General features: G+C 31.8%; 29 protein-coding genes. 18 read left to right on the top strand and 11 right to left on the bottom strand.

Annotated elements, in window-relative coordinates:
• Positions 1 to 154: 154 nt before the first annotated feature.
• Entirely contained in the window at positions 155 to 469 is a 315-nt protein-coding gene (locus tag LO744_RS13110) for an Mpo1-like protein (RefSeq protein ID WP_230669914.1), read from the top strand.
• Between the two features lie 129 nt (positions 470 to 598).
• Positions 599 to 946 (top strand): DUF4377 domain-containing protein, encoded by a 348-nt coding sequence (locus LO744_RS13115; protein WP_230669916.1) that lies wholly within the window; start codon positions 599 to 601, stop codon positions 944 to 946.
• 50 nt (positions 947 to 996) lie between these two features.
• On the opposite strand, the gene LO744_RS13120 is transcribed toward LO744_RS13115, so the two are convergent.
• Positions 997 to 1935 carry an SPFH domain-containing protein gene (locus LO744_RS13120; RefSeq protein WP_230669918.1) on the bottom strand — a complete coding sequence of 313 codons (939 nt, stop codon included), beginning with the start codon at positions 1933 to 1935 and terminating at the stop codon, positions 997 to 999.
• A 73-nt stretch (positions 1936 to 2008) separates the two neighbouring features.
• Positions 2009 to 3364: a dGTP triphosphohydrolase gene (gene dgt / locus LO744_RS13125; protein ID WP_230670582.1), complete on the bottom strand. Its 1356-nt coding sequence runs from the start codon at positions 3362 to 3364 to the stop codon at positions 2009 to 2011.
• Positions 3365 to 3434: 70 nt separating this feature from the next.
• Here dgt and LO744_RS13130 point away from each other — a divergent pair, with 70 nt between their 5' ends.
• The 3 genes from LO744_RS13130 to LO744_RS13140 are packed head-to-tail and all read left to right on the top strand — an operon-like array spanning position 3435 to position 4851.
• Positions 3435 to 3680, top strand: a complete 246-nt coding sequence (locus LO744_RS13130; RefSeq protein WP_230669920.1) for a DNA-formamidopyrimidine glycosylase family protein — start codon at positions 3435 to 3437, stop codon at positions 3678 to 3680.
• 27 nt (positions 3681 to 3707) lie between these two features.
• Positions 3708 to 4166, top strand: a complete 459-nt coding sequence (locus LO744_RS13135) for an Fpg/Nei family DNA glycosylase (protein WP_230669922.1) — start codon at positions 3708 to 3710, stop codon at positions 4164 to 4166.
• 58 nt (positions 4167 to 4224) lie between these two features.
• Positions 4225 to 4851 carry a class I SAM-dependent methyltransferase gene (locus LO744_RS13140; RefSeq protein WP_230669924.1) on the top strand — a complete coding sequence of 209 codons (627 nt, stop codon included), beginning with the start codon at positions 4225 to 4227 and terminating at the stop codon, positions 4849 to 4851.
• A 6-nt stretch (positions 4852 to 4857) separates the two neighbouring features.
• On the opposite strand, the gene LO744_RS13145 is transcribed toward LO744_RS13140, so the two are convergent.
• On the bottom strand, positions 4858 to 5583 hold the full coding sequence (locus LO744_RS13145) for a LytR/AlgR family response regulator transcription factor (RefSeq protein ID WP_230669926.1): 726 nt from the start codon (positions 5581 to 5583) through the stop codon (positions 4858 to 4860).
• Positions 5580 to 6656 (bottom strand): sensor histidine kinase, encoded by a 1077-nt coding sequence (locus tag LO744_RS13150; protein ID WP_230669928.1) that lies wholly within the window; start codon positions 6654 to 6656, stop codon positions 5580 to 5582. The genes LO744_RS13145 and LO744_RS13150 overlap by 4 nt, the downstream gene beginning before the upstream one ends.
• 189 nt (positions 6657 to 6845) lie before the next feature.
• On the opposite strand from LO744_RS13150, the gene LO744_RS13155 reads away from it, so the two are divergent.
• From LO744_RS13155 to LO744_RS13210, 12 genes are all read left to right on the top strand, one after another.
• Complete coding sequence (locus tag LO744_RS13155; RefSeq protein ID WP_230669930.1) at positions 6846 to 7274, top strand: hypothetical protein; 429 nt, start codon at positions 6846 to 6848, stop codon at positions 7272 to 7274.
• A gap of 6 nt (positions 7275 to 7280) precedes the next feature.
• The gene (locus tag LO744_RS13160; protein WP_230669932.1) at positions 7281 to 8261 is read left to right on the top strand and encodes a DUF6268 family outer membrane beta-barrel protein; all 981 of its coding nucleotides are present in this window, start codon (positions 7281 to 7283) and stop codon (positions 8259 to 8261) included.
• 532 nt (positions 8262 to 8793) lie between these two features.
• The gene (locus LO744_RS13165; RefSeq protein ID WP_230669934.1) at positions 8794 to 9297 is read left to right on the top strand and encodes a MepB family protein; all 504 of its coding nucleotides are present in this window, start codon (positions 8794 to 8796) and stop codon (positions 9295 to 9297) included.
• 179 nt (positions 9298 to 9476) lie between these two features.
• Positions 9477 to 10196 (top strand): AAA family ATPase, encoded by a 720-nt coding sequence (locus LO744_RS13170; protein ID WP_230669936.1) that lies wholly within the window; start codon positions 9477 to 9479, stop codon positions 10194 to 10196.
• A 137-nt stretch (positions 10197 to 10333) separates the two neighbouring features.
• Positions 10334 to 11029 carry an HNH endonuclease gene (locus LO744_RS13175; protein ID WP_230669938.1) on the top strand — a complete coding sequence of 232 codons (696 nt, stop codon included), beginning with the start codon at positions 10334 to 10336 and terminating at the stop codon, positions 11027 to 11029.
• A 162-nt stretch (positions 11030 to 11191) separates the two neighbouring features.
• Entirely contained in the window at positions 11192 to 11986 is a 795-nt protein-coding gene (locus tag LO744_RS13180) for a GLPGLI family protein (RefSeq protein ID WP_230669940.1), read from the top strand.
• A gap of 154 nt (positions 11987 to 12140) precedes the next feature.
• Positions 12141 to 12614 (top strand): hypothetical protein, encoded by a 474-nt coding sequence (locus tag LO744_RS13185; RefSeq protein ID WP_230669942.1) that lies wholly within the window; start codon positions 12141 to 12143, stop codon positions 12612 to 12614.
• Between the two features lie 28 nt (positions 12615 to 12642).
• On the top strand, positions 12643 to 13014 hold the full coding sequence (locus LO744_RS13190; protein WP_230669944.1) for a hypothetical protein: 372 nt from the start codon (positions 12643 to 12645) through the stop codon (positions 13012 to 13014).
• A 194-nt stretch (positions 13015 to 13208) separates the two neighbouring features.
• The gene (locus LO744_RS13195; protein ID WP_230669946.1) at positions 13209 to 14237 is read left to right on the top strand and encodes a helix-turn-helix domain-containing protein; all 1029 of its coding nucleotides are present in this window, start codon (positions 13209 to 13211) and stop codon (positions 14235 to 14237) included.
• A 106-nt stretch (positions 14238 to 14343) separates the two neighbouring features.
• A complete protein-coding gene (locus LO744_RS13200; RefSeq protein WP_230669948.1) occupies positions 14344 to 14805 on the top strand; it encodes a nuclear transport factor 2 family protein in 462 nt (153 codons plus the stop codon).
• A 10-nt stretch (positions 14806 to 14815) separates the two neighbouring features.
• Positions 14816 to 15556, top strand: a complete 741-nt coding sequence (locus LO744_RS13205; protein WP_230669950.1) for a type 1 glutamine amidotransferase domain-containing protein — start codon at positions 14816 to 14818, stop codon at positions 15554 to 15556.
• Between the two features lie 798 nt (positions 15557 to 16354).
• Positions 16355 to 17407, top strand: a complete 1053-nt coding sequence (locus LO744_RS13210) for a serine hydrolase domain-containing protein (RefSeq protein WP_230669952.1) — start codon at positions 16355 to 16357, stop codon at positions 17405 to 17407.
• 592 nt (positions 17408 to 17999) lie between these two features.
• Here the strand turns inward: LO744_RS13210 and dnaN are convergent.
• A complete protein-coding gene (gene dnaN / locus LO744_RS13215; RefSeq protein ID WP_230669954.1) occupies positions 18000 to 19130 on the bottom strand; it encodes a DNA polymerase III subunit beta in 1131 nt (376 codons plus the stop codon).
• 83 nt (positions 19131 to 19213) lie between these two features.
• On the bottom strand, positions 19214 to 19828 hold the full coding sequence (locus LO744_RS13220) for a hypothetical protein (protein ID WP_230669956.1): 615 nt from the start codon (positions 19826 to 19828) through the stop codon (positions 19214 to 19216).
• A gap of 75 nt (positions 19829 to 19903) precedes the next feature.
• Here LO744_RS13220 and LO744_RS13225 point away from each other — a divergent pair, with 75 nt between their 5' ends.
• A complete protein-coding gene (locus tag LO744_RS13225; protein WP_230669958.1) occupies positions 19904 to 20260 on the top strand; it encodes a diacylglycerol kinase family protein in 357 nt (118 codons plus the stop codon).
• Positions 20261 to 20438: 178 nt separating this feature from the next.
• Here the strand turns inward: LO744_RS13225 and LO744_RS13230 are convergent, their stop codons facing one another.
• The 5 genes from LO744_RS13230 to LO744_RS13250 form a co-directional block, all read right to left on the bottom strand.
• The gene (locus tag LO744_RS13230) at positions 20439 to 20822 is read right to left on the bottom strand and encodes a ribonuclease inhibitor (protein WP_230669960.1); all 384 of its coding nucleotides are present in this window, start codon (positions 20820 to 20822) and stop codon (positions 20439 to 20441) included.
• 15 nt (positions 20823 to 20837) lie between these two features.
• Positions 20838 to 21560, bottom strand: coding sequence for a DUF4097 family beta strand repeat-containing protein (locus LO744_RS13235; RefSeq protein ID WP_230669962.1), 723 nt, complete (start codon positions 21558 to 21560; stop codon positions 20838 to 20840).
• Positions 21557 to 22354, bottom strand: coding sequence for a DUF4097 family beta strand repeat-containing protein (locus tag LO744_RS13240; RefSeq protein ID WP_230669964.1), 798 nt, complete (start codon positions 22352 to 22354; stop codon positions 21557 to 21559). The genes LO744_RS13235 and LO744_RS13240 overlap by 4 nt, the downstream gene beginning before the upstream one ends.
• Positions 22355 to 22485: 131 nt before the next feature.
• Entirely contained in the window at positions 22486 to 23322 is an 837-nt protein-coding gene (locus LO744_RS13245; RefSeq protein ID WP_230669966.1) for a HEAT repeat domain-containing protein, read from the bottom strand.
• Positions 23306 to 23878, bottom strand: a complete 573-nt coding sequence (locus LO744_RS13250) for an RNA polymerase sigma factor (protein WP_230669968.1) — start codon at positions 23876 to 23878, stop codon at positions 23306 to 23308. Before LO744_RS13250 ends, LO744_RS13245 begins: the two co-directional genes overlap by 17 nt.
• Between the last annotated feature and the right edge of the window lie 35 nt (positions 23879 to 23913).

Here is a 23913-nt window from a genome sequence, read left to right on the forward strand (position 1 = left end):
GTGTTCTAAAATATTTTCAAAGTATTAAAACTAAAACTTATGTGACTTATGTGTCAAAAAAAACTTATATATTTTTAGTTTTTAATTGTTTAAAGATAAATAATTGGCGAAATTATTGCTAAGATTCCTTCAAGAACGTTAAACTATAAACGTCATGTCTGAAAGAATAAAAACATACCACGAGTTCTATGAGTTTTACCTCGGTGAACACAAAAAACTGGGAACCCGGATTTTTCATTTTTTGGGAATCCTATCTGTATTTCTCGTCATTGGTTTTGTCATTTATACTGAAAAAGAAAGATTCTTATGGTATATTCCGATATTTGGATATGGTTTTGCATGGTTGAGTCACGCTTTTATTGAAAGAAATAAGCCCGCCACTTTTAAATATCCTCTTTGGTCTTTAGGGTCTGATTTTAAACTATTTTTTGAATTATTAATTGGAAAACAGAAATTTAACGGAAAGTAAAACACTCCTACCCACTCTCACAAAACACTGACAACAAGCCAATTACCACAAACCTATTATTTAAAATGTATTCAGAAATAATATTTTTGGCACAAAACTTGTAAACCAACCCCCAAATTATATGAAGTTATGAAAAATGCGAAACGATTCCTAAAAGGAACTTTATTAGCATCGTCTTTATTTGTTTTATCACAATGTAAGCCGATGCCAAACTCGACACCAGACAATGAAAAAACATTTATTGTAGGTTCCGAAACAGCAGATTGTACAGGAGTAGCTCCTATGAAATGTCTTCAGATAAAAGAAAAAGCATCTGACAATTGGCAAAATTTCTACACCAATATTGACGGTTTCACGTACGAACCTGGATACGAATATGTATTAAAAGTAAAAACAGAAAAAATCGAAAATCCACCAATGGATGCCTCATCGATAAAATACACTTTAATAAAGCAGGTTTCTAAAACCAAGAAATAAAAAAATCCCTTTCAAAATAATTTGAAAGGGATTTTTTTAAATTATATTGTCTATTCCTGAAAACCTCTGTTTTTTGGAGGATTAGGCATCGGAGCCTTATTGGCTTCATCCATTTTTTGCGTTGCCGCCATAGAAACTACCAGATCATTCAACATAGAACTTGCAGCCGTTGGAGAATTAGGTAATAACACCAAATTACTTCTGTTATTGGCACCAATCGAGCTTAATGTATCATAATGTTGCGTAACTACGATTAATGCAGAGGCTTCCTGAGCATTGATATTGGCTGCATTCAGCATTTTCACAGACTCTTCCAAACCTTTTGCGATCTCTCTTCTTTGGTCTGCAATACCTTGTCCCTGCAGTTTTTTAGATTCTGCTTCAGCTTTTGCTACAGCAACAATTCTGATTCTTTGAGCTTCAGATTCATATTCTGCAGCGGTTTTTTCACGTTCTGCAGCGTTAATTCTATTCATGGCGTGTTTTACTTGCTCATCCGGATCTATATCGGTTACCAAAGCTTTGATAATGTCATATCCATAACTTTGCATCGCTTCTTGTAATTCATTTTTTACCGCATTGGCGATATCATCTTTTCTTACAAAAACATCGTCTAATTTCGTTTTCGGAACTTCTGCACGCACCACATCAAAAACGTAAGATGTAATTTGATTTTCAGGATTCTCAAGACGATAATATGCGTCTTTTACATTTTCTCTGATGACCTGATACTGCACAGAAACTTTCATTTTAATGAAAACATTGTCTAAAGTTTTAGTATCAATCATCACGTCCAACTGCTGAATTCTTAGATTCAGACGTTTAGAAATCTGATCCAAAAACGGAATCTTCAAATGCAAACCAGCATGGCTTACTTTTAAAAATTTACCTAATCTTTCTACTACTGCTGCAGATTCCTGTTTTACGGTAAAGAAAGATGCAAATAATGTTATAAGTCCAAAAAAGACCAAAATACCTAAATACACCATATAGTTTTTATTTTAATTGATATGTCGAGAAGATACAAAAAAGTTACAGATACATCAAATAAAATTGAATAAACTACATCGTCATCCCGATGTCAATTCCTTTTATTTTTCTGTACAAATCTGTAGCGTAATTATCGGTCATTCCGGAAACAAAATCAATCACGCCTAACGTTTTTTGATAATCACTACCCTCTTCATAAATAAATTGTTGCGGAAGAAGCTTCAGCGCCATTTTATCGTAAGATTTTCTTGCGTCTTTTGGTTTTAAAACTGATGGAATAAAATGATCCAGTAATTCATACATTACATTATAGCCAGCATTTTCTATCTCTACTACCGCTTTATGATTGTAAATTTTCGCAATTGAATAAGATTCTATTTCCTGCATTGCTTTATTTCCATCTCTGTAAATATCCAGCAAACCTTTATCTAAATTCCCTTCTAAAATCGTATTAAAATTGGTTTTAAAACTCTCAATCGATTTATTAATTAAAGCATTAATCACTTTCGCTCTCAGATAAGAAACCCTTTCATTATCATTAGAAATAGCCACCAACTTATCTTTCACTTTTTTCATGTCCTGATTTTCCGACTCGATAAGGTCTAAGAAAAGATTTTCGCAGTCAGCGTTTGAAATAATTCCCAAACGGTGCGCATCTTCCATATCAATAATGTTGTAGCAAATATCATCAGCCGCTTCTACTAACCAAACAAATGGATGCCTTTTAAAAATATACGGTTCATCATTTTCTTGAATCAGATTGACCCCTTTTGCAATTTCCAGAAAAGTTTCTTTTTCGTTCTGAAAAAAACCGAATTTCTTTCGATGGATAATTCCTTTTTGCTTTGCAATCGCTTCACAAGGATATTTTGCAATACTTGCCAAGGTCGTAAACGTCAACTGAGTTCCTCCAAAATCTTTTCCTTGTTGTTGATGTGCTAAAACACGAATCGCATTGGCGTTTCCTTCAAAATTAACAAGATCGGCCCATTCTTTTTCTACGAATTTAGGTTTAAGATCGTTTTCGTTTTTATCAAAATAACTTGCAATTGCATCTTCGCCAGAATGCCCGAAAGCAGGATTTCCTACATCATGACAAAGACATGCCGCAGCAATTACATTTCCTAAATTATGATTGTAAAAATTCTTTGACTCTTCTGTAAGTTCACTTTTGTGATTTTCAGCAATAAACTCTCCGATTACACTTCCTAAACTTCTTCCCACAGAGGAAACCTCTAAAGAATGCGTCAATCTGTTATGTACAAAAACACTTCCCGGAAGTGGAAAAACCTGCGTTTTATTTTGTAGTCTTCTGAAAGCCGAAGAAAAGATAATACGGTCAAAATCTCTCTGAAAATCCGTTCTTGAAGCAACAGTATTTGGATTGTTACCGGTACGCTGACTCGTAAAAATCTGGTTCAAATTCATCATTTTCCAAAATTAATTCAATTTTTACTTTTAAAGGAATAATATTTGAATTTTTGTTGAAAACAAAACAATGCCCGAAGGTCCTACGATTGTTCTTATGAAGGAAGAACTTCAACAATTCATTGGTAATAAAATAATTTCCGTTGAAGGAGATTTCGTTTTTGAGACTTCCCAGATAAAAGGAGAAATTTTAAGAGACATCAAAACTTTCGGTAAACAAACATACCTGATTTTTGATACTGTCATTTTAAAAATTCATTTGTTGATGTTTGGCTCTTACAGTTTATATAAAAGAAAAGACATAGACACTCTTTGATTGGGATTAACTTTCAAAAATGCCGGAATGTATTTTTATACTTGTTCTGTAAAGATTGTCGATGAAAGCTTTCTTAAAAAAATCAATTGGAAAGCTGACGTAATGAGTGATGTCTGGAATCCCGAAAAAACTGAAAATATTTTAAAAACTACCCCTAAAACGATGATTTGTGATGCTTTGATGAATCAGGATATTTTTTCGGGTGTTGGAAACATTATTAAAAATGAAGCTTTATTCAGAGTCGGTATACATCCTGAAAGTCTAATTGGAAATTTACCTTCAAAAAAATTAAAAGAAATTATTTCGGAAGCAAGAAATTATAGTTTTGATTTTAAAAAGTGGAAAAAAGCGAATGTTCTAAGTAAACATTTTCAGATTTATCACCAGAAGAATTGCCCGAAATGCGGTGCAGAAGTCGTTAAAAAAGATACCGGAAAAAGCAAAAGAACAAGTTTTTTCTGCGAAAAAGACCAGAAAATGTATTAAAAGTCATGTTTTTAAGAACAAAAAATATTCTAAATTTATAAAACCTTAATTACATGAAATGACCGATAACAAATGGCTTGACCGATGGAACGAAAGATACAGCAACGATGAATTTGCTTATGGCACGCAACCCAACAATTATTTAAAAGAACAGCTGCAAAAATTAGAAATAGGTTCTATTCTTTTTCCTGCAGAAGGTGAAGGACGAAATGCTATTTTTGCAGCTCAACTTGGATGGAAAGTCTCTGCATTCGATATTAGTCCTGAAGGAAAAAATAAGGCTTTACAATTAGCTGAAGCCAATCATGTTGAAATTGATTACCAAGTTGGCGAATTGCAAACTTTAAACTACAAAAAAGAGCAATTTGATGCTATTGCATTAATTTACGCACATTTTCCAGCTGATATTAAATCATCAATTCATAAAATGCTTGATACTTATATACGGAAAGGTGGTTTTATAATTTTCGAAGCATTCAGCAAAAAGCATCTTGATTTTGTCTTGAAAAACGAAAAAGTTGGCGGCCCAAAAGATATAGAGTCTCTGTTTTCAATCGAAGAAATTAAATCTGATTTTCCGGAATATGATATTATTGAATTAGAAGAAAAAGAGATTGAGCTTCAGGAAGGTGTTTTTCACAATGGTACAGGTTCGGTGATTCGGTTTTTAGGAAAGAAAAAATAAGATATTCTAAACATCAAAATTCAATGAACCTCCTGAATAAGCTGTAAAAAAATCAGATTTATAGACTTCTCCCAAAGGAACTTCAGACTCATCTATAAAAATAGTATGGTTATCAAAAGAATCAATACTGTTTAAATTAACGACAAAAGATTTGCTGACTCTGCAAAAAATTTCCGGAGGAAGTTTTTGGTGAATCGTTTTGAGATTCATTGCTGTAATCAGTTTTTGAGTTTTGGTGTGAATGACTACATAATCTTTCAACCCTTCAATAAATTTAATCTCATCGAAATTGAGTTTATAAAATCTTCTGTCTGCTTTTATAAATAAAAATTCTTTGGTGTTTGATGCAAATGTATTTTTCACAGTGTCTTGTGAAAGCAACTGATGATAGAGAATTGCTTTTCCGATTGCTTTTTCCAAACGCGGCTTTTCTATAGGTTTTAATAGATAATCAATAGCATCGAGCTCATAACTTTTTAAGGCATATTGGGAATAAGCGGTTGTGAAAATAATCAGGCAATCTTTGGGAAGCATTTTTGCAAATTCAAGACCTGTCACGAGAGGCATTTCTATATCTAGAAAGATAAGATTCACCACATTTGTTTTTAAAAATTCTAAAGCTGCAGGAGCATTGGAAAACAATCCAACAATATTTATTTTTGAAACTTCAAGAATCAACGACTGCATTTCGGCTCTTGCCAAAGGCTCATCGTCTACAATAATACAGTTCATAAAGGAATTATTAGGTATACAATATATTCGTTGTTGGTGGAATTGATTTCCAAAGTAAAAGTATCTTTATAAAGAAGCTCAAGTCTCCTTTTGATATTCACTAATCCGAGTCCGCTATAAATAGTTTCCGGAACCGGAAAATCTGAGTTTTGAGAATTTCGGCATTCAAAATGAAGATTTTTATCTTGTATTTCAATATTCACTTTCACATAAGATTCTTTTCCCGTAATATCTACACTATGTTTCACAGCATTTTCTACAAATGTGGTAAATAAGTTGGGCGGAATAAAAGTGCTGTTTAAAATTTTTTTATCGGTTTTGCTATCAATATAAACCTGAAAGTCTTCTCTTCTTATCTTTTCAAGATTTAGAAAGTTTGATAAAAAATCTATTTCAGAGGTAAGGATTGTTTTTTCTTCGTTGTTTTCGTAAAGCTGATAGCGTAGAAATTCTGAAAGTTTCATAATGACAACAGTTGCTTTTTCAGGATCTGTTCTTATTAATGCCTTCACATTATTCATCATATTAAACAAAAAATGAGGATTAATCTGATTACGCAATTCATTAAGTTCCATTTTTAACGTCAGATTGCTCAGTTCTATAATTCTCTTGTTATCACTTGTCCATTTCTGAATAAGTTTCACCGTGGTGCTCACCAAAATAATCGGAATACAAATCATAATCCCTTCATAAAGCCCACCTCTACGAACATCATTCTCGAGACCTTCTATTTTATATTCTGAAAAGAAAATTTCAAAACAGTTACCTATCAAATTAAGCCCCGCAATTCCCATAAGGAAAAGCAACAGAAAGTAAATAGCATATCGGGTTTTAAAGAAAAAATACGGCACTAAAACATAAATATTAATATACGCCATACCAATTAATGACACAAAAACGAAAAACAAAACTAAATATCGATACCCTTCTTTGTACCAATGCCAAAAATCTGCGAAGTAGAGAAATATAAAAAAACAAATCGCAGACACCATATGTCTTAATAAACGGTAGCGATCTTCTACCAGAAAATCTATCACTATGGTGTCGTTTAATTCTTTAGACTTGTAATTCATTAAATATTTAATTGTAAACAAAAATAATTAATAACGACATCACACCCCATATTATTATACGAACCCTGCCTTTTTTTATACAAAATTTCAAACCGTCAGATTTGGTAGAATTTGTAAGGCAGTTGGTATAAAAAACAGATTACAAAAGTGTTTTCTATATTCCTTTGTCCTTTAAAATTTATTTAAGACATGGAATTAAACGTTTTTCAGAAACTCACAGAACAAATTACACAAGAATGTTATTTTATGACCGATTCTCAGCAGGAAGAAAAAGTGATACAATTAATCGATCTTCATCATTTTATAGAATCTTACAATCAAAGCCTAAAGGTGATTGATTACATTCATCATCCTATCAACATCATTGAAGAAAACGGAGTAAAAAAAGGGATTCTATTTTACGATATGAAGTATGCTCATGCTTTAGACATTTACGAATCTGAACTTTTTAAAGCCCAGCATCAGATACAAGAATTATGGTTTGTTTTTGTGGAGGAAGAAAGCATATCGCAAGCCGAAAAGTATATCAACTTTATCAATTCAAATGCGATAGAAGTTTTTTATGATAGAATATTTATGTTCAGTTTCTTTCAATCTACCATCCAGTCAATCAAGTAATATTCTATGAAACCATTAAAAAAAAATCTAATCACTTTTGCTCTAGTTCCTGTTGCAACATTGCTTTCTGCTCAAAAGAAAGACAGTATTCCGCATAAAGTAATTGCTTTTGTTACTGACAAATTTCCTCAGGCAAGAGATTTAAACGTAGAATTTACCCAAATGACTCCGTATAAATTTTCTCCCGAATTGTATGGAAATGATTTACCGGAAAACAAAGTAAAATCTTTTCAGCAGGTAAGAGCTAATGCCAATTTTTATTTTATTAAAAACAGGAAATGGATGCTTAATACCTCATTAAATTACCGCTTTACCTCGATTAACTCTGAAAACAACATCAATATATTTTCTGATCAAAATATAAATAAAGGAAATTTCCATTATCATTCTGAAGCCATAAATGTCACTCATTTCTCAAAACTGTTTAATAAAATAGCGGTTTACACAGCAACAGCATCCGTGGACGGAAGCGACCAACATTTTGAAAGAATCAGAGGAATGGTAACCGGAAGTTTGATTTTAAAAGCCAATGCAAAAACTAAAATGACTTTAGGAATTGCTGTTTTAATCGACCCTAGCACACCGGTTCCTGCGCTTCCTATTTTCACATACGAACATAAATTTGATAACGGTTGGGTTGCAGATGTTCTATTGCCGAAAAAGATTCTCATTAGAAAAGACATTTTCTCAAACGGAAGAATATCACTGGGAACAGAGATGGATAATACTTCATTCTATCTTTATCCTTCAGGAAAGAAATATGAATTCAGGCAATTGGAAATCAATTCCGGAGCTATTTATGAGCATCATTTAGGCGGAAACTTTATCGGAACATTAAAAACCGGGCTCAGAGCAACGCCAAGTTCAAGGATTTTTGAAAAGAAAGAATCTCAGAAAGACTATATTTTCGAATCCAATGCAAAGCCTTCTTTTTATTTCAATTTAGGACTTTCTTACAATCCTTTTGGAAAACCGAGAACAAAATGACATAAAAATTCAATGTAAAAATGTCAGCTTTTGATGTTTCTAACATTTAATATGCTTTACATTTCATTTCCTTGATATTGTCAACCTGAAAACAACAAATACAAAAACATTAACAAATTCTTAATTTTTTATGAATTAAATAATTAAAAACAAAAGTAAAAAGCATATAAAACAGTTAATCCATTAATACTAAATTCATCTAAAAACCTATTTACACACTCTTAAAACACTGATATACATCATAGCAATTGAATTTGGCACGTCATTTGAAAGTTGTAATATTGCAATTATAAAATTCGCAATAAAAAATAAATAATTTAAAAATTCAAAAATTATGATCGCTTATATTGGTATCGCTACATGTGCAGTTATTGTTACTTCTTATTTTGTAACAGTTAGAAAAGAAGGAAACTAGTTTTTAGTAAACATTCTTTTATTTAACAAATTTCAATTAATATTTTTTTTATGTTTGCAGTCTGAAAACTGCGGCTCTTTTACTCAACCGGAGTAAAAGAGCAGAAAACATAAAATCATGATTATACCTATCGAGAAACTTCAGGAATTACTTTTTTCACCTCTCGGTTTAATCATATCAAATCTACATCAGGAGCCTGAATGCGAAGATTATTTCGGATTCAATTTTCAGCTCAATCATTTTCAAATTAAATTCAGAAAAGCTAAAATAACGCCGACCAAAATTGGTCAGTTTGTTACCCTGTGGAAAAGAAATCCCATTTCTAAAGAAACAGAACCATTTACTTCTGAAGACTCTTCTGATTTTTATTTAATTTTAACCGAAACTTCAGAACATTTCGGGTTTTTCCTTTTTACGAAAGATATTTTAATTGAAAATAAAATCCTTAGCACAGATTCCAAAGAAGGAAAACGAGGTTTCAGAGTGTATCCGGACTGGGATATTCCACAAAATAAACAGGCAAAGAAAACCCAAAACTGGCAGACTCAGTTTTTTATTGATTGCAGTCAGGAAAATTATCTTGAGAAGTTTAACTCTATTTTAAAATCTGAAGTTAAATAAAAATTACAATTTTCTCTCGCAGATTTTGCGGATTGAGCAGATTTAAATACCTTAAAATGGATGAGTTTATCTGTAATAATTTAAAAATAAATAGAAGAAATTGCTTTTCAGACTCATTTAAACTGGCTTCAAAATTTTAAATCAAGTATCTTTGCAGACCAATTAAATCTTCTACTACTATGAATCTGTACAATCTCATTATTCAGGATAAAGAAGCCGTAACGCTTGATGAAGTTTATCTTGAACCACAAAATAAACAGCAATTTGTACAGCTCATTAAAGAACACACTTACAGTAAAGAACTTCAAGAATACGGACTTCCCATCAATAATAAAATACTTCTGGAAGGAAGTTCCGGTTGTGGAAAAACAATGACCGCAAAAGCGATTGCCAATGCGTTGGGGAAGAGCATTATCATTCTTAATCTGAGCAATATTGTTTCCTCAAGAATTGGTGAAACTTCTCAGAATATCAAGATGATTTTCGACAAAGCTGCAAGAGAAAGGTCGGTTCTGTTTCTGGACGAATTAGACCAAATCGGAAAAGCCCGCGGAAGCGACGATAAAGATGTTGGTGAAATGCGAAGACTCGTTAATACTTTGATTCAACTGATTGATTATTATCCTGAAAATGCGCTTTTATTGTGCGCTACCAATCACGCTGAGATTATTGATACCGCTTTAATAAGACGTTTTCAATTAAAGATAAACTACAAAATGCCTTCTAAAGATTTTCTGGATGAATATTACGACCATCTTTTGTCTCAGTTTCCCGAAGAATTGAGAAATATTGAAAGAAAATATGAGATTTCGTTCGCCGAAGCGAAGGATTATACTTTTACGGTGGTGAAAGGGAATTTGATTGAAAAGTTGGAAGCCAAAAATTCAATACTTCTATAAATATTGAGATAAAGATTTTTCTTTCAATGTTGAATTAAAATTGTTTTGAACTAGATAATTATATTACTTTAGCGCAATTAGTTTCGATTGACGTAATGTGTGAAGCGAAACGTTAACAGTAATTTTAAAACAACAACATGAATATTGAAAATTTAGACGATTACGTAATTTCAAAAGTAATTTATGCTTATTTGATAGAATCTAAAAGTCATAGGCAAATACAAAAAGAAATTTTAGGATTACCTGCTCCACAAAAAGGTGGTGGTTTTGTTACAATGGAAGTTTTACACCATTTTAATCTAAAAAAAGAAGCAAAAGGAATTCTAAGTGAGAACCTAAATCAATTAGATACTCTTAATGTTGAAGTTCAAGAAATTATCTGTGAATTTTTAAATATTCAAGCTGAAGCAGAAGCCTTAATCCAGAAAAAGCAAATAAACCCTAATAACAATAAAACAGAACGATTAACAACAGTAAAAGCTCGAGTTTATCAAGATGTTTTAAAGAAACATGTATCTGAAAACTATAATCATTGTTGTTCACTTTGTGAAAATGATCAACCTGAATTATTGGTAGCAAGTCATATAGTTCCATGGAAAAGTGATGAATCTAAAAGATTAGATTTAGATAATTGTATATTATTATGTAATTTTCATGATAAATTATTTGATAAAGGTTTTATAACATTAACCGACGAATATTCGGTTTTAATTTCTGAAAAGCTAAGTGTTAATATTGCTAAACAAATTACTAATACAACTTTTCAAACTCCAAAATTTGAAAGCCCTAATAGTGAAAATCTAAAATTACATAGAGAAGAAATATTTAGATAAAAACGGCTGCTAACAAGGGTTTACGTCAGGCGAGCTGAAGTGTAAAATCGAAGTTTTATTTTTTCATTGAAGTTTACATTTATGAAGTTTCGTACTTCGAGTACCGCCTGAACGCAAAGTCCCCAACCGTTAGCAGAAATTTTAAACATACACTCGTCACAAATGAAATTTATTATATTTTTTCTTGGGATTTCTACCTTTTGCTTCTCGCAAAAAATAAGTTTTATTTACGAAACAAAATACAAACTGAATTCAGAAAAACAAGATGATGTTTATTCCGAGAATATGATTTTGGATTTAAAAAATAATACTTCAATTTTTAGAGATTCACTAGACAAAAAATCAGATTCAATAAGGTTGAATAAAGGAAACGGAAGGTATAAAATGGGTGTTGAAAACCAATTCTATGTCAAAAAAAATTTAGCTCAAAAAAGAATTGAAAAAATAATAACCTATTTGGGAACAGATTATCTTCTTCCAGTTGAGGAAATATTAAATTGGAATATAACTTCGGAACAAAAACTCATTGGAAAATATAAATCTCAAAAAGCAGAAACAAATTACGGAGGAAGAAACTGGATTGCTTGGTTTACTACAGAATTACCTTTTGCAGATGGTCCCTATATTTTCAGTGGTTTACCTGGATTGATTATTTCTATTCAAGATTTAAACAACGACTATTCATTTAATTTGATAGAAGTCAAGAAAAGCGGGAATATTTTTGACGCACGCACAAAAACAGTAAAAATTGATTGGAAAAAATATGAAACACTTGCAAAGTCATATTTTAATGACCCCTATGATGTAAATTCAAAAATAAGAATGGGAAAAACAGTTACATTTACCGGCCCGAATGGTATTGCAATGGATATTTCTATAAAGAATAAAGAAATGCAAATTAATATTTTACAAGAAAATAATCCTATTGAATTAAATCATAAAATAAACTACAAATAAAAATTTCTTCTAATGTTGTATTGGCAAAATGCGGAAGAAAAGGATAATTGAAAAAATTACCACATTTGACCTACACTTCTCCATTACTTTTTCCGTTCGCAGAAATTCTAAAAAACATTCTGCTTTACAATTGAACCAACCTTAAAATATGATAATGCGAATATTAAAGTTTAAAATTTTATTTGTAATTCTAGCACTATATTTCATCTCGTGTGAACCTAAACTAACTGATAAAAATAAAATTTTTCACGCAGGACCAAATGAAAGTGGCTTTGGAGGAACTTTTTTTTCATTGTATAAAGACAATTATTACGAATTTTGTGATGGAGATTTTATGAATCATGGTTGTTATTCTGGAAAATATAAACTTAATGGAGATACTTTAACGTTAGAAGATTTAAAATTAAATGACAATGTAAAAAATAATCGATTTATTATTTATAGACTAAGTGAACAAGATAGTTTGTATTACAAAAATAAATATCCTAAAGCTTCAAACTGGAAAGAATCAAAAGAAAGTGATTCACTTCGCGGATTTCAAGGAGATATCTATGAATTAGATAAAAATAATGTTCCAAGAACAAACGTTAATTATTGGTACGTAATTAGACTTGATAAATTAAAATAAGGATTTCTGCTAACATAGGTTTTACAAAATGAAAAAAATCTATCTATTCTCGCTTTTGACAATAGTATTTTCCTGTACCGAAAAGTATACCGGAGAAGTCAGCTTTAAATCTTGCAAAATCAAATATGATGTCGTAGATGAGAAAGAAGAAAAACGCATCTATGGTCAGAATATGGTTGGTAATCAATGGAGATTAGAATCTGCAAAACAAGAATTAGCGCTTTGCCTTTGTGAGAAATATTTACAGAAACCTAATCCGGAAATAAAAGACAAAATTTTAGAAATCTATATTGATGATTTGGAATACTATCGTAGAGAGAAAAGTTTTAAACCCGTTAATTTCGATTCAATCCTAGAAAATAGAAAGGTAGTTTTTGATTATAGAATCCTTGTAGACTAAAGTAAATTTTTAAAGGTATCTCGTAGTATCTAAATTTAAGAATCATTTTTCAATTCTTTATTGATAAAAAACCTCACTTTAATCCTAATTATTCATCCACTTCATTGGAAAAAATATCTTTAATTAGACAGATGTAAAATATGATTGCACCATTACTCTAAATCATTTATATTTACTTCCTATTAAAAATCACAATGATAGAGCCCAACCAGTTTCTTTTTTTCTTTAGTGCTTTAGGAGCTTTCAACGGTATTTTGCTTTCTATTTACTTCGCAGTTAATGCCAATAAGAAAGTTTTTACAAATTACTATTTGTCTTTTCTGTTACTGGTTTTGAGCATTCGGATTATAAAGTCTGTATTCTTCTATTTTAATCCGCAATTGGCTAATATTTTTATTCAAATCGGGCTTTCTGCATGTATATTAATTGGCCCTTTTCTTTATTTGTATCTAAAATCTTATTCTGAAAATACAAAACAGAACTGGCAAATACACGTGATTCCTTACGTGGTAGTGCTTTCCATTGTAGGTTATTTTTATCCTTATGTAGAACATCGCCCAATTTGGAGCCAATGGATTGTGAGTGCAATTTGTGCGCAATGGTTTATTTACATGATTTTCTCAGTTAAAAGTGTAAAACCCATTTTCCATAAATTAAAAACTAAAGAAAACCTTCTGAAAATAGACATCTGGGTATTGAGTATTTTTATCGGTGTAGCATTGATATGGCTGGCTTACACCACTTCCGCTTACACCTCTTATATTGCCGGATCTTTGTCATTTACCTTTATTTTATACATCATTGTTTTGCTTCTGGTTTTCAGAAAAAGCGATGAACCCGAATTTTCTCCGGAAAAAGAGAAGTATAAAAACAAAATTGACGAATCGATGTTGGTTTTAATTGATAAAAAACTAGATATCATTATTGAAAAAGAATTATTTCTCAATCCCAATTTCACCTTAGAAGAAGCGGCAAAAGAACTGAAACTAAGTAAGCATTTATTATCTCAATATATCAATGAAAATTTAGGCAAATCTTTCTCTACGCTTATCAAAGAATATCGTGTAAACAGAGCCAAACAACTTTTGGAAACCGAAAACAATTACACCATCGAAAGTTTAGGTTACGAAAGCGGATTCAATTCTAAATCAAGTTTTTTCACAGCATTCAAAAAAATAACTGGTGTTACGCCTGCAGAGTACCAAAAAGCATATTCTAAGTAAGTTCTATTTTATAAATTCATACTTCTAAATTATAAACGAAAGCTTTTGAAAGGGCTATAATCCTCACTTTTGTTCTCATTATTTAACAAATTAAATTTTATTAAAAATGAGAAAATTATTTCTATTCATCGGATTATGCTTTACCTTTTTGAATGTAACTGCTCAGACAGAAGACCCACAAAGTGACTTCAATTTAATTCAAAAAACCATAAATCTTTACATCGACGGGCAGTCAGTCAACGATACAGTTAAGGTAGGAAAGTCTTTCGACGACTCCTGGCAAATCAAAGTCTTCCGAGACAATAAAGTCAATGTAATTTCTAAAAAACAATACCTCACAGGCTGGAAAAAAGCAACCAAAAGCGACAATTGGTTTGGTAGAATCGTATCTATTGATATCACCAACAATATTGCCGTATCAAAAATTGAAATAAGCACACCTACCCTTTTATTTACAGACTATTTTAATCTTTTAAAAACCGATAAAGGCTGGCTTATCGTAGACAAAATTTCAACAAGAACTCCACATAAAACTGCAGAAGCTCCTGCCAATAAACCAAAACAATAATCGATTAAAAATGAAAAAACTACTCATTGTATGGTTGGTTGTTCTAAGCACAATAAATCTGTTGGCACAAAAGAAGATTCTTTTTGTTACTTCCAATCAGCATTTCTATGGCAATACGAACATCAATACTTCTAATCATTTTGAAGAAATCACCATTCCTTATGATATATTTACAAAAGCAGGATTTGTGGTTGATTTTATAAGCCCAAAAGGTGGCGCTATTCCGTTGGGATATATCAATACATCAGACAGTATTCAGAAAAAACATTTGTATGATAATGTATACATGAACCAACTGAAATACACAAAGAAACCCTCAGAAATTAATCCCGATAACTATGCTGCGATATTTTACGGTGGTGGTGGCGCCGCAATGTATGGCGTACCGGAAGATATTACCATCCAAAAACTGGCAAAAAACATTTACATCAAAAAAGGGATTATTGCAACCATCTGTCATGGTACTGCAGGAATTGCTTATCTGAAAGACGACAACGGAAAATCACTTTATGCTGGAAAAAAAATAACCGGCTATCCCGACTATTTTGAAAATAAAGAAATGGATTATTACAAAGCCTTCCCTTTCTCTATGGATAAAGCCATCAAAAATAATGAGGGCAACTTTGTTTATTCTGAAAATCGGGGCGATGGATTTTATGTCGTAGATGGAAGGTTTGTGACCGGACAAGACCCAAGTTCTTCAGCAAAAGTAGCTCATGAAATAGTTTCTATGTTGAAGAAAAATTTATAAAAGCAACAACAAATGACTCTATATTATAAGAATGTTTAAATTTAGATGAAAATAATTTATCTCGCAGATTTTGCTGATTTCTTTCTTTTTAATCTGCTAAATCTGTATAATCTGCGAGAATTACTCTAAAGACAGATTCTAAAACGATTTAATCGCTTCGTCCGTTCGAGTGTTTTTCTGCAACGAAGTGGAAGAAAAATGTATCGAGAACCCGTGAGCTGAAGTACAAAGTTTATCTTCTCATCAACAACTTCTCGATATGATTTTTTTCAAAAATCTACTCGAAGTGACGGGGCGTACAAACTACTTTCTTAATTGAGAATTATTTATTTTTAACGAAAAAATTGTTTAAACTTTTTATTAAACCACAAAAGACACAAAAGATTTTGTGCATATCCGTCTTTAAGCATAACGCTAAAATTAGCAGTCGTTTTGTCATTCCGCAGGAATCTCAACACATTGAAAATTAATCAGTTTAGATTCCTACGGAATGACAAACAAGCTGTTAAAAATTAAGTTATTATTAATTACGGACATCCATAAAAGATTTAGATATTTCTATTAAAAGCTTATTTCTAAAATGAAAAAGAACACATAAGTTTTCAAAAATCTTAGATTTTTATTCTTTGGAGAGCTTTGAATATCTAAATAATATACACTTCAAATTTCTTTTGTCTCTTTTGCGGTTAAACAAAAATTAGCTTAAACAGATTTGAAATTATATTTTTGATTGTTGCATTACATAAAACCAAATATAAGTGCTATCTAACCATTTAATCAAATAATTAAACTATATCCATGAAATATTTAAGCGCTATTTTATTTTTTGCCTTGCTTGGGTGTAAAAGTGTTCAGCAAATCGATAAACAAAATGTTGAAAATGCGATTACAAAAAATGCTCAACAGCTATTAGAAGACAAAAGATTTCATTCTGTTTCTGTTGCAGTCTTTAAAAATGGTGAATCCACAATAAAGCATTTCGGAGAATTAACTATTGGAAAAGGAAACAAACCCAATGATTCTACACTTTATGAACTGGCTTCTGTAACGAAAACTTTTACAGGTTATATAGCCGCTAAAGCGGTACTTGATAAAAAAGTAAATTTAGATGATGATATTAGAATTTATCTTGACGAAGCTTATCCCAATTTAGAATTTAAAGGAGAACCAATAAGAATTAAACATCTCATCACCCATACGGGTGGATTCCCTAACTTCCCTATAAAAAGCGAAAATAAAGAGGCTTTTTTTGAAGGATTGAAATTAATTAAAATTGAAACAAAACCTGGCGAAAAATATTACTATTCAAACACAGCTCCCGAGGTAACAGCATATATACTTGAAAAAGTGTATCAAAAACCTTTTGAAGAATTGGTCACTGAATTTGTTTTGAAGCCAAATAAAATGAACCAAACTAAGTTTACACTTAATGAAAATGATAAAACAAGATTGGTAAAAGGCTATAACGATAAAAACGAGTTAATGCCTAACTTCAATAGAACTTTATGGGGCGGAATTTCAGGTCTGCACTCTACAACTACCGATTTAGTAAAATATATGAAATTGCAACTTGATACATCAAATCTTATTGTAAACGAATCTCATAAAAGATTATATAAAGAAGGTTCTGATTTTTGGGAAGGCTATCATTGGTATATCATAGAAAATGATGATAAATTGATTTATAGACATCATGGAGGTATATACGGAATGCAGAATTGGTTTGTCATTTATCCCAAACAAAACATAGGAATATCTATACTGACAAACACCAGCTTTAACGAAACGGGAGAAATTTTAGAAAAAGTTGTTGACAAGCTGTATAATGACATCAATGTAAATAAAAAATAAACAACATGTAATAGCATATTTGTAGTACATAAGATTATAAACTATTTAGTCTTTTCCAAGATAAAACAAAGGGGAATATATCGAGAACCTGCAAACTGAAGTACAAAATCTGTCTTCTCATCAACAGCTTCTCGATATGATTTTTTTTTTTAAGTCTACTCGAAGTGACGGGATTCATTATCACACTATTAAGACGTCAAGATAGTTTGATGGAAGCTTCAATCACTTAGAAATACCGTTCAAGCATTCAATTGCGATAATCAACTACTTCGTTAGGGCAATCAATCACTTCGATGAGAGAATCAAGTACTTCAATGAGACAATCATCCATTTCGTTGAAAGAATCATTCACTTCGAAGAGGTAATCAACCACTCCGTTGAAGCAATCAACCACTCCGAAGAGGCAATCAAGTACAATTTATTATATCCCAACACTTTACAAGCTCTTCTAGAAAGCCAGCTCGTTAAACAATCTATTTAAAAATAGAATTAAATGCTATTCTTAACTCAAACCAAAGATTGCCGCTTAATATAATTCCATAAAAAAAGGATTTCAAAATTTGAAATCCTTTTTACTTATATTTTTTTAATCTTACAATCCGATTACCGGCATTGATAACATTAAGATATTTTCGTTTTCTTCAAGGCCGTCAAGCGGCTCGATGATTCCCGGTCTGTTGGGCTGAGACATTTTCATTGTGATATCATCTGCTCCTAAAATACCTAGCATTTCTGTTAAAAATTTAGAACTGAAACCAATGTTGATATCTTCACCGTTATAATCACAAGGAATCTGCATATCTGCCTTGTTTGCATATTCTGTATCTTCTGCATGAAGGTGAAGAATATTAGCCGATAATTTGAATCTTACCTGATTGGTTGATTTATTAGACATGATTGACGCTCTCTTGATTGCACCTAATAAAAGGTTTCTGTTAATCGTCAATACATTCGGGTTTTCTTTAGGAATTACCGCTGTATAATTAGGATATTTACCGTCAATCAATCTACAAATCCAGATGTGTTTACCAAAGGTAAATTTCGCCATATTCTCGTTGAAGTCGATGGTGATATCTTCGTTTGAGCTTGCTAAAATATTTTTGAAAATATTCAACGGCTTTTTAGGCATGATAAATTCCATCGGCTCCGCATTCACCAAATCTGTTCTTTTGTACACGACCAATCTGTGAGAATCTGTAGAAACAAAATTGGTTTCGTTTTCCCTAAACTGGAATAAAACTCCCGTCATTACCGGACGAAGAGAATCGTTACTTGTTGCAAAAAGAGTATTCGTTAAAGCTTCAGATAAAACTCCGGCAGGCATGGTTACACTTTGAGAAGCGTCAAATTCCGGAATTTCCGGATAATCATCTGCATTATCTAAAGCCACAGCAAAATTATCTTTTTCATCTAAAATCTCCAACAAACTACCTGTACCTTCGGCATTGTCTTTCACTACCAAGGTAAGAGGCTGCTCGCCATACGTTTTTATAAAATCTTGAAAAATCTTAGCTGGAACCGCAAATTTACCCGAGTCGTCTGACTTTACCTCCAAAGAAGTAATAAGCGTTGTTTCTCCATCAGATGCAGTAATGGTAACGATGTTTTCGTTTAGTTCAAAAAGATAGTTTTCTAAAATCGGTCTCGATTGAGAGCTTGATATTACGCCACTTACAGTTTGCAAAGCCTTCTGCAGTTCACCACTTGAAATAATAAATTTCATAGATTTAATAATAAGTTTCTACAAATATAATAAATAGAAAACAGATAGAAAAGAATAATTCTGAGAGTTATTAACAAATATCATTATTCTGTTTTTAGCATCGATATAATATTCAGGGTTTTGTAGTCATTAATTTTGGGGTCAAAAATCTCCATCGTAAAATAGCTGATGTTAACTTTCTTGTTTATCAAAGTCTGATATTCTTTAGGTAAATCTAAATTGGAGTCCACAGATGAAATCCAATAAAGCTTATTAAGCATTTTATTTTCTCCTACCACGTGAAAAATAATAAAGTTTTCTTTCTCTATTTTAGAGACCGTTCCGTTTATCAAAAGCTCTGAAGATTCTTTTTCACCTGCTTCCTCATCAGCATATTGAGCTATTTTCAAAAACTCTTCCTGACATTCTTCTGCCATCAGAATTCCCATTTTTATTCCTAACTGCTCCATTTTAGCACCATCCGTAATATCGGCAGTAGGGTCAATATTATAATCCTTTTTGATTTCTTTTGAAAAAGGCATTGCGGCTTTCAGCATACATACCCCTAACTCAGCAGTTATTGTGGAGCCTTCTTTTCCCTCAGTCTTAATTGACCTAACGCAATCACAAGAAGATTTAGCAATTTTTTTCTTATAATCCTGTGCAAAAAGGCCAGTGGAAAGTACTAAGCCTAATAAAAGAAATACATTTTTCATCATTGAAATTAAATTTGTCAAATATAAGAGAAAAATTAAAAAGCACCCCCTTTTTTCTATCTTTGTAAAAAGAAAAAGATGCGCAAACCACCCATTCACAAAAGTATTTTGAATGCTTTTCGAGGTCTTTTTTTCATGCTGACATCTGAGAGAAATTTTCAGTTGGAAGTTTTAGCTTTGTTAATTAACATATTTTTAATTTTTTATTTAAAACTTTCAACTATTGATACCATTCTCATTCTTATCGTTTGTTTTATGGTTTTAGTCGCAGAAATTTTTAATACAGCAATTGAAAAATTATGCGACATGATTCAGCCGGAATTTGATAAAAGAATTGGTTTTATTAAAGATATTTCTGCAGGAGCAGTTACCTTGATGGCTATACTTTCTTTGATTGTGGGAGTTTTTGTGTACTGGAAATATATTTTCATTTAAACCGTCATTGTGAGGCAACGAAGCAATCTTCTGAGGTAAGTTTTGGCTAAAGCCTTATTGTCGGATTACAAACACAAACGAACTAAAGTTCGTTTCTATTGATTAAAATTTTTGCCTACAGATTTCTCATATTTTCACAGATATTTGTGTGTTTTTTTGAAAACATTTAACTTAAAAGTTAGTCTAAAATTAACGTAATGTTTTTATGAGACTCTATGATTTCAATTAAAATCTCAAATAGAGTTTGTCCATTTCCAGAAAGTAAATCATCAAGTTTTTGCTGAATCAATTGTACGTTGAAAGGCTTTCCCTGCATGATTTTATTTTTGTAGAACTCTTTAGTTAAATCAAATCCTAAATCTTCTTTTGATTTCCGAGAATCTTTCCAGGTAATATCCGATTCAACTCCATACAAAACATCATCAAAATCGTCTAAAGTTCCTATGTTCCAATCTTCATCCTTTATAAAAAATTGAGAAACCTCTTCATAAAAGCCTGCTAAATCTGAAAAATGACCGCCATTGATGACAGTCATTTTCTTATGATGAATTTCGTTTTTCATTTAATACGATATCAATTATTTTCTTAGATAAATATTACCATATTTGGATTCCAGATTATATTGTGGTCCGCTTCCAAATGTTGTCGTAACTAAAGTACGAAAACCTTCCGAATCTTTTCCTGTGAATTTAGCATCCAGATTTGAATAAATTTGTCCGAAATGAGTTTCTGCAGAAAGTTTTCCTATTTTTTTATCTACAATGGTCGCATCAATTCCGCCATATATTGCATTCACCTTAATGTTTCCACCAAAATCTTTCACTTCTACCAAACCATATTGAGATTCTATCTGAGTCATTAAGTATTTCGGAACTTTAATTTCTAGTTGAATATCAACATCAGCACCCTGCGTCATTGAATTAAACGTTACATTGTCTTCTTTACAATATTTTTGATATTCTTCTCTGGTTTTAAAAATCAACTTTCTATCTCCTTGCTGAACTTTGATTCGATGCGGAATATTTTTCATTTCAGGTATTTTCCCTTCGATAACCAGAGCGTTTCCTTGTTTGGACTCCTTTATTTGAAAAGCATCATTACTTTCGTTGCCATTAATATTGACAGTTCCCGAAATCTGAACTTCAGACTTATCCCAACTGCTGATTCGTATCAATTGTGGATAATCAAACTTTAAGGATAGATTTTGATTTTTATCGGTAGAAAAACTTTTATTAATCGCTGTTTGTGCTGCAGTAAGACCGAAAACGAAACTTACTGCAAGAGTTAATAGCGTTCTCATTTCGCTCTTAAATAAACTTTACTGTAATCGGAACGAACTTCGATATTAGTACCGCCACCATTCACTTTTCCAATCAATTCATCACCTTGACGTATCAAACCATCTTTCTTTTCAACATCAATCTTAAAATCCGGAGACATATAAATTTCACCATACGAAGTTGTTGTTTTCAAATTAGCTTTCACCGATTTAGGAAGTGTAACATCAGTAAGACCGTACACCGAAATAATAGACAAAGGACCTTTTGTATTTTGGCTAAAAACCGCTTCTACATTACCATAAATAGATTTTACCGTTGCAGGACCTGTAATGTTTTCCAGCTTAATATTGTTATAAGTGGTTGAGATTTCAATTTCATTCTGAATATTTTTGAAAACTATGTCCCCACCATATTGCGATTGATGTTTAAAAGAAACAATAACGTTTTCTGGAACTAAGATTTTTACATCCGGAAAAGACATTTTTTTCAACGAATTCACTTCCATCATACCGTCTTTTTCACTTACATTAATTCCAAGCCCAGTATTGTCTACAAGCCCTAAAGAATTAATGATTTGCAGGCCCTCCGCACGCTTATCTTCTTCAGCATCTTCTCCTTTAACCGAAAAAATGATTTCGCTCCCCTTGTAACCTTCCACCGTTACTTGACCTAGATTAAGGAGCAGCTTGCCTTTACTTTTTTTGATTTTATACGTTTTAGAAATCTCTTGTGAAGAATTAATTTGCTCAGTATCTTCTTGTGCGTGTACAGAAAGCGTGATCAAAGCAAATAAGATTAAATATATCTTTTTCATAGGTAGATTTTTATTGTTTTTTAATTGCCATATGTTATCGCTATACCTTCACACGTGTTTATGTTTCCAAATAATGGCGATTTCATAATGTTTAATTTGTTAATAATTTATTTGTTTATATATAAAAGCTTTTAATATCTCATTAAAACTGCGTATGCTTCGTCCTTCACGAACACTGCCGTTGTAGGATTCAGAGTAAGTTCTCTAAGTTTTGCATTAACTTCACCGTGAAGCTGGGATGGATTTTTCTCAGTTAAAATCGCAATAAGTTCTTTTTGTACAAGAGGGTCATCCTGATTGAGAAAAATCTGTCGAATATTTTTACCAACCTCTGCATCTTCAATATGTACAGACAAAGCGTCAACAGCAGCCAATCTTACATTTGTACTTTCGTCTGAAAGGGCTTTTTCCGACAAAACATTGATAATTTTTTCATCGGAAACTGAAAAACGCTTCAGTAAATCAATTCCTCGTAACCTTGAACTTGCAGAATGCTGATTATTAATCAATTCTAAAGCTTTCAGTTCATCAAAACTACTTTCACCTGCAAGTTTTTCATTCTGAACAAGATTTTCAGTTTTTACTATTTTCTTTGAATTATCTGAATAGTTTTTTGTGAAAACTTCGCCTGTATTCTGTTGTACTACAACCTCTGTTTTCAACGTTTCTAAATCATTTTTTTGATTTAAAACATCATTTTCATTTTCCTTAAATTTTTCATGAACCGCAATCATAGGTTTTTCACCTTCTCTTTGATTCCAAAAAGTATAAAGTCCGACGCTGAAAATCACCGCCACTGAAGCTGCTACGCTCCATTTTTTCCATGAAAATAAGGGAACTGTTTTTTCTACAGAAATTGTTGGTTCATTCAGTCTTGACATTATTTTGTCAAACATTTCATCCGGAGCTTCGAGGGTGTCGAATTCCTCACGGTGGTCTTGAATATATTTTTTAAGCGGATCTTTCATTTTCAGATTTTTGAGTTATTTTTTCAAAAATTTTCTTTTTAGCACGATGATAATAACTTCTTACTGTACCGTGCGGAATATTGAGGCTTTTTGCCACTTCTTCTTGCGACATATCTTCAAACAGAAGAAGATTTACTATAGTTCTGATTTGTAACGGAAGCTCTGCAATAGCGTTCTGAAGTTCTTCTATACGAAATTCTAAAGCGAGTTTTTCTTCCAGCTCATCATCATTGATATCCAACATCTTATCATCATCAATTTCTGCAAAGTAAATTTTCTTTTTTCGAAGAAAAGTAAGCGAATGATTGATGGCTATTCGTTTAATCCAACCTCCGAAACTATCAGTGTTTTTTAAAGATTTTATTTCCGAAAACGCTTTTAGGAAAACCTCCTGAAGCAAATCTTCTGCATCTTCCCTGTCATTTACAATACGAAAGATAGAATTGAAAACAGCTTTCGAATACCTTTGATAAAGCAGAGAATATCCGGAATTGTTACCAGAACTACACCGTTCTAACAATTCCCTGTCACTGATATTTACTGTTGTTGTTTTCAAAAATTATTAGTTATTATTTGTTGTCTCTATTCAAT

This window comes from Chryseobacterium turcicum (assembly GCF_021010565.1).
Classification (GTDB): Bacteria; Bacteroidota; Bacteroidia; order Flavobacteriales; family Weeksellaceae; genus Chryseobacterium; species Chryseobacterium turcicum.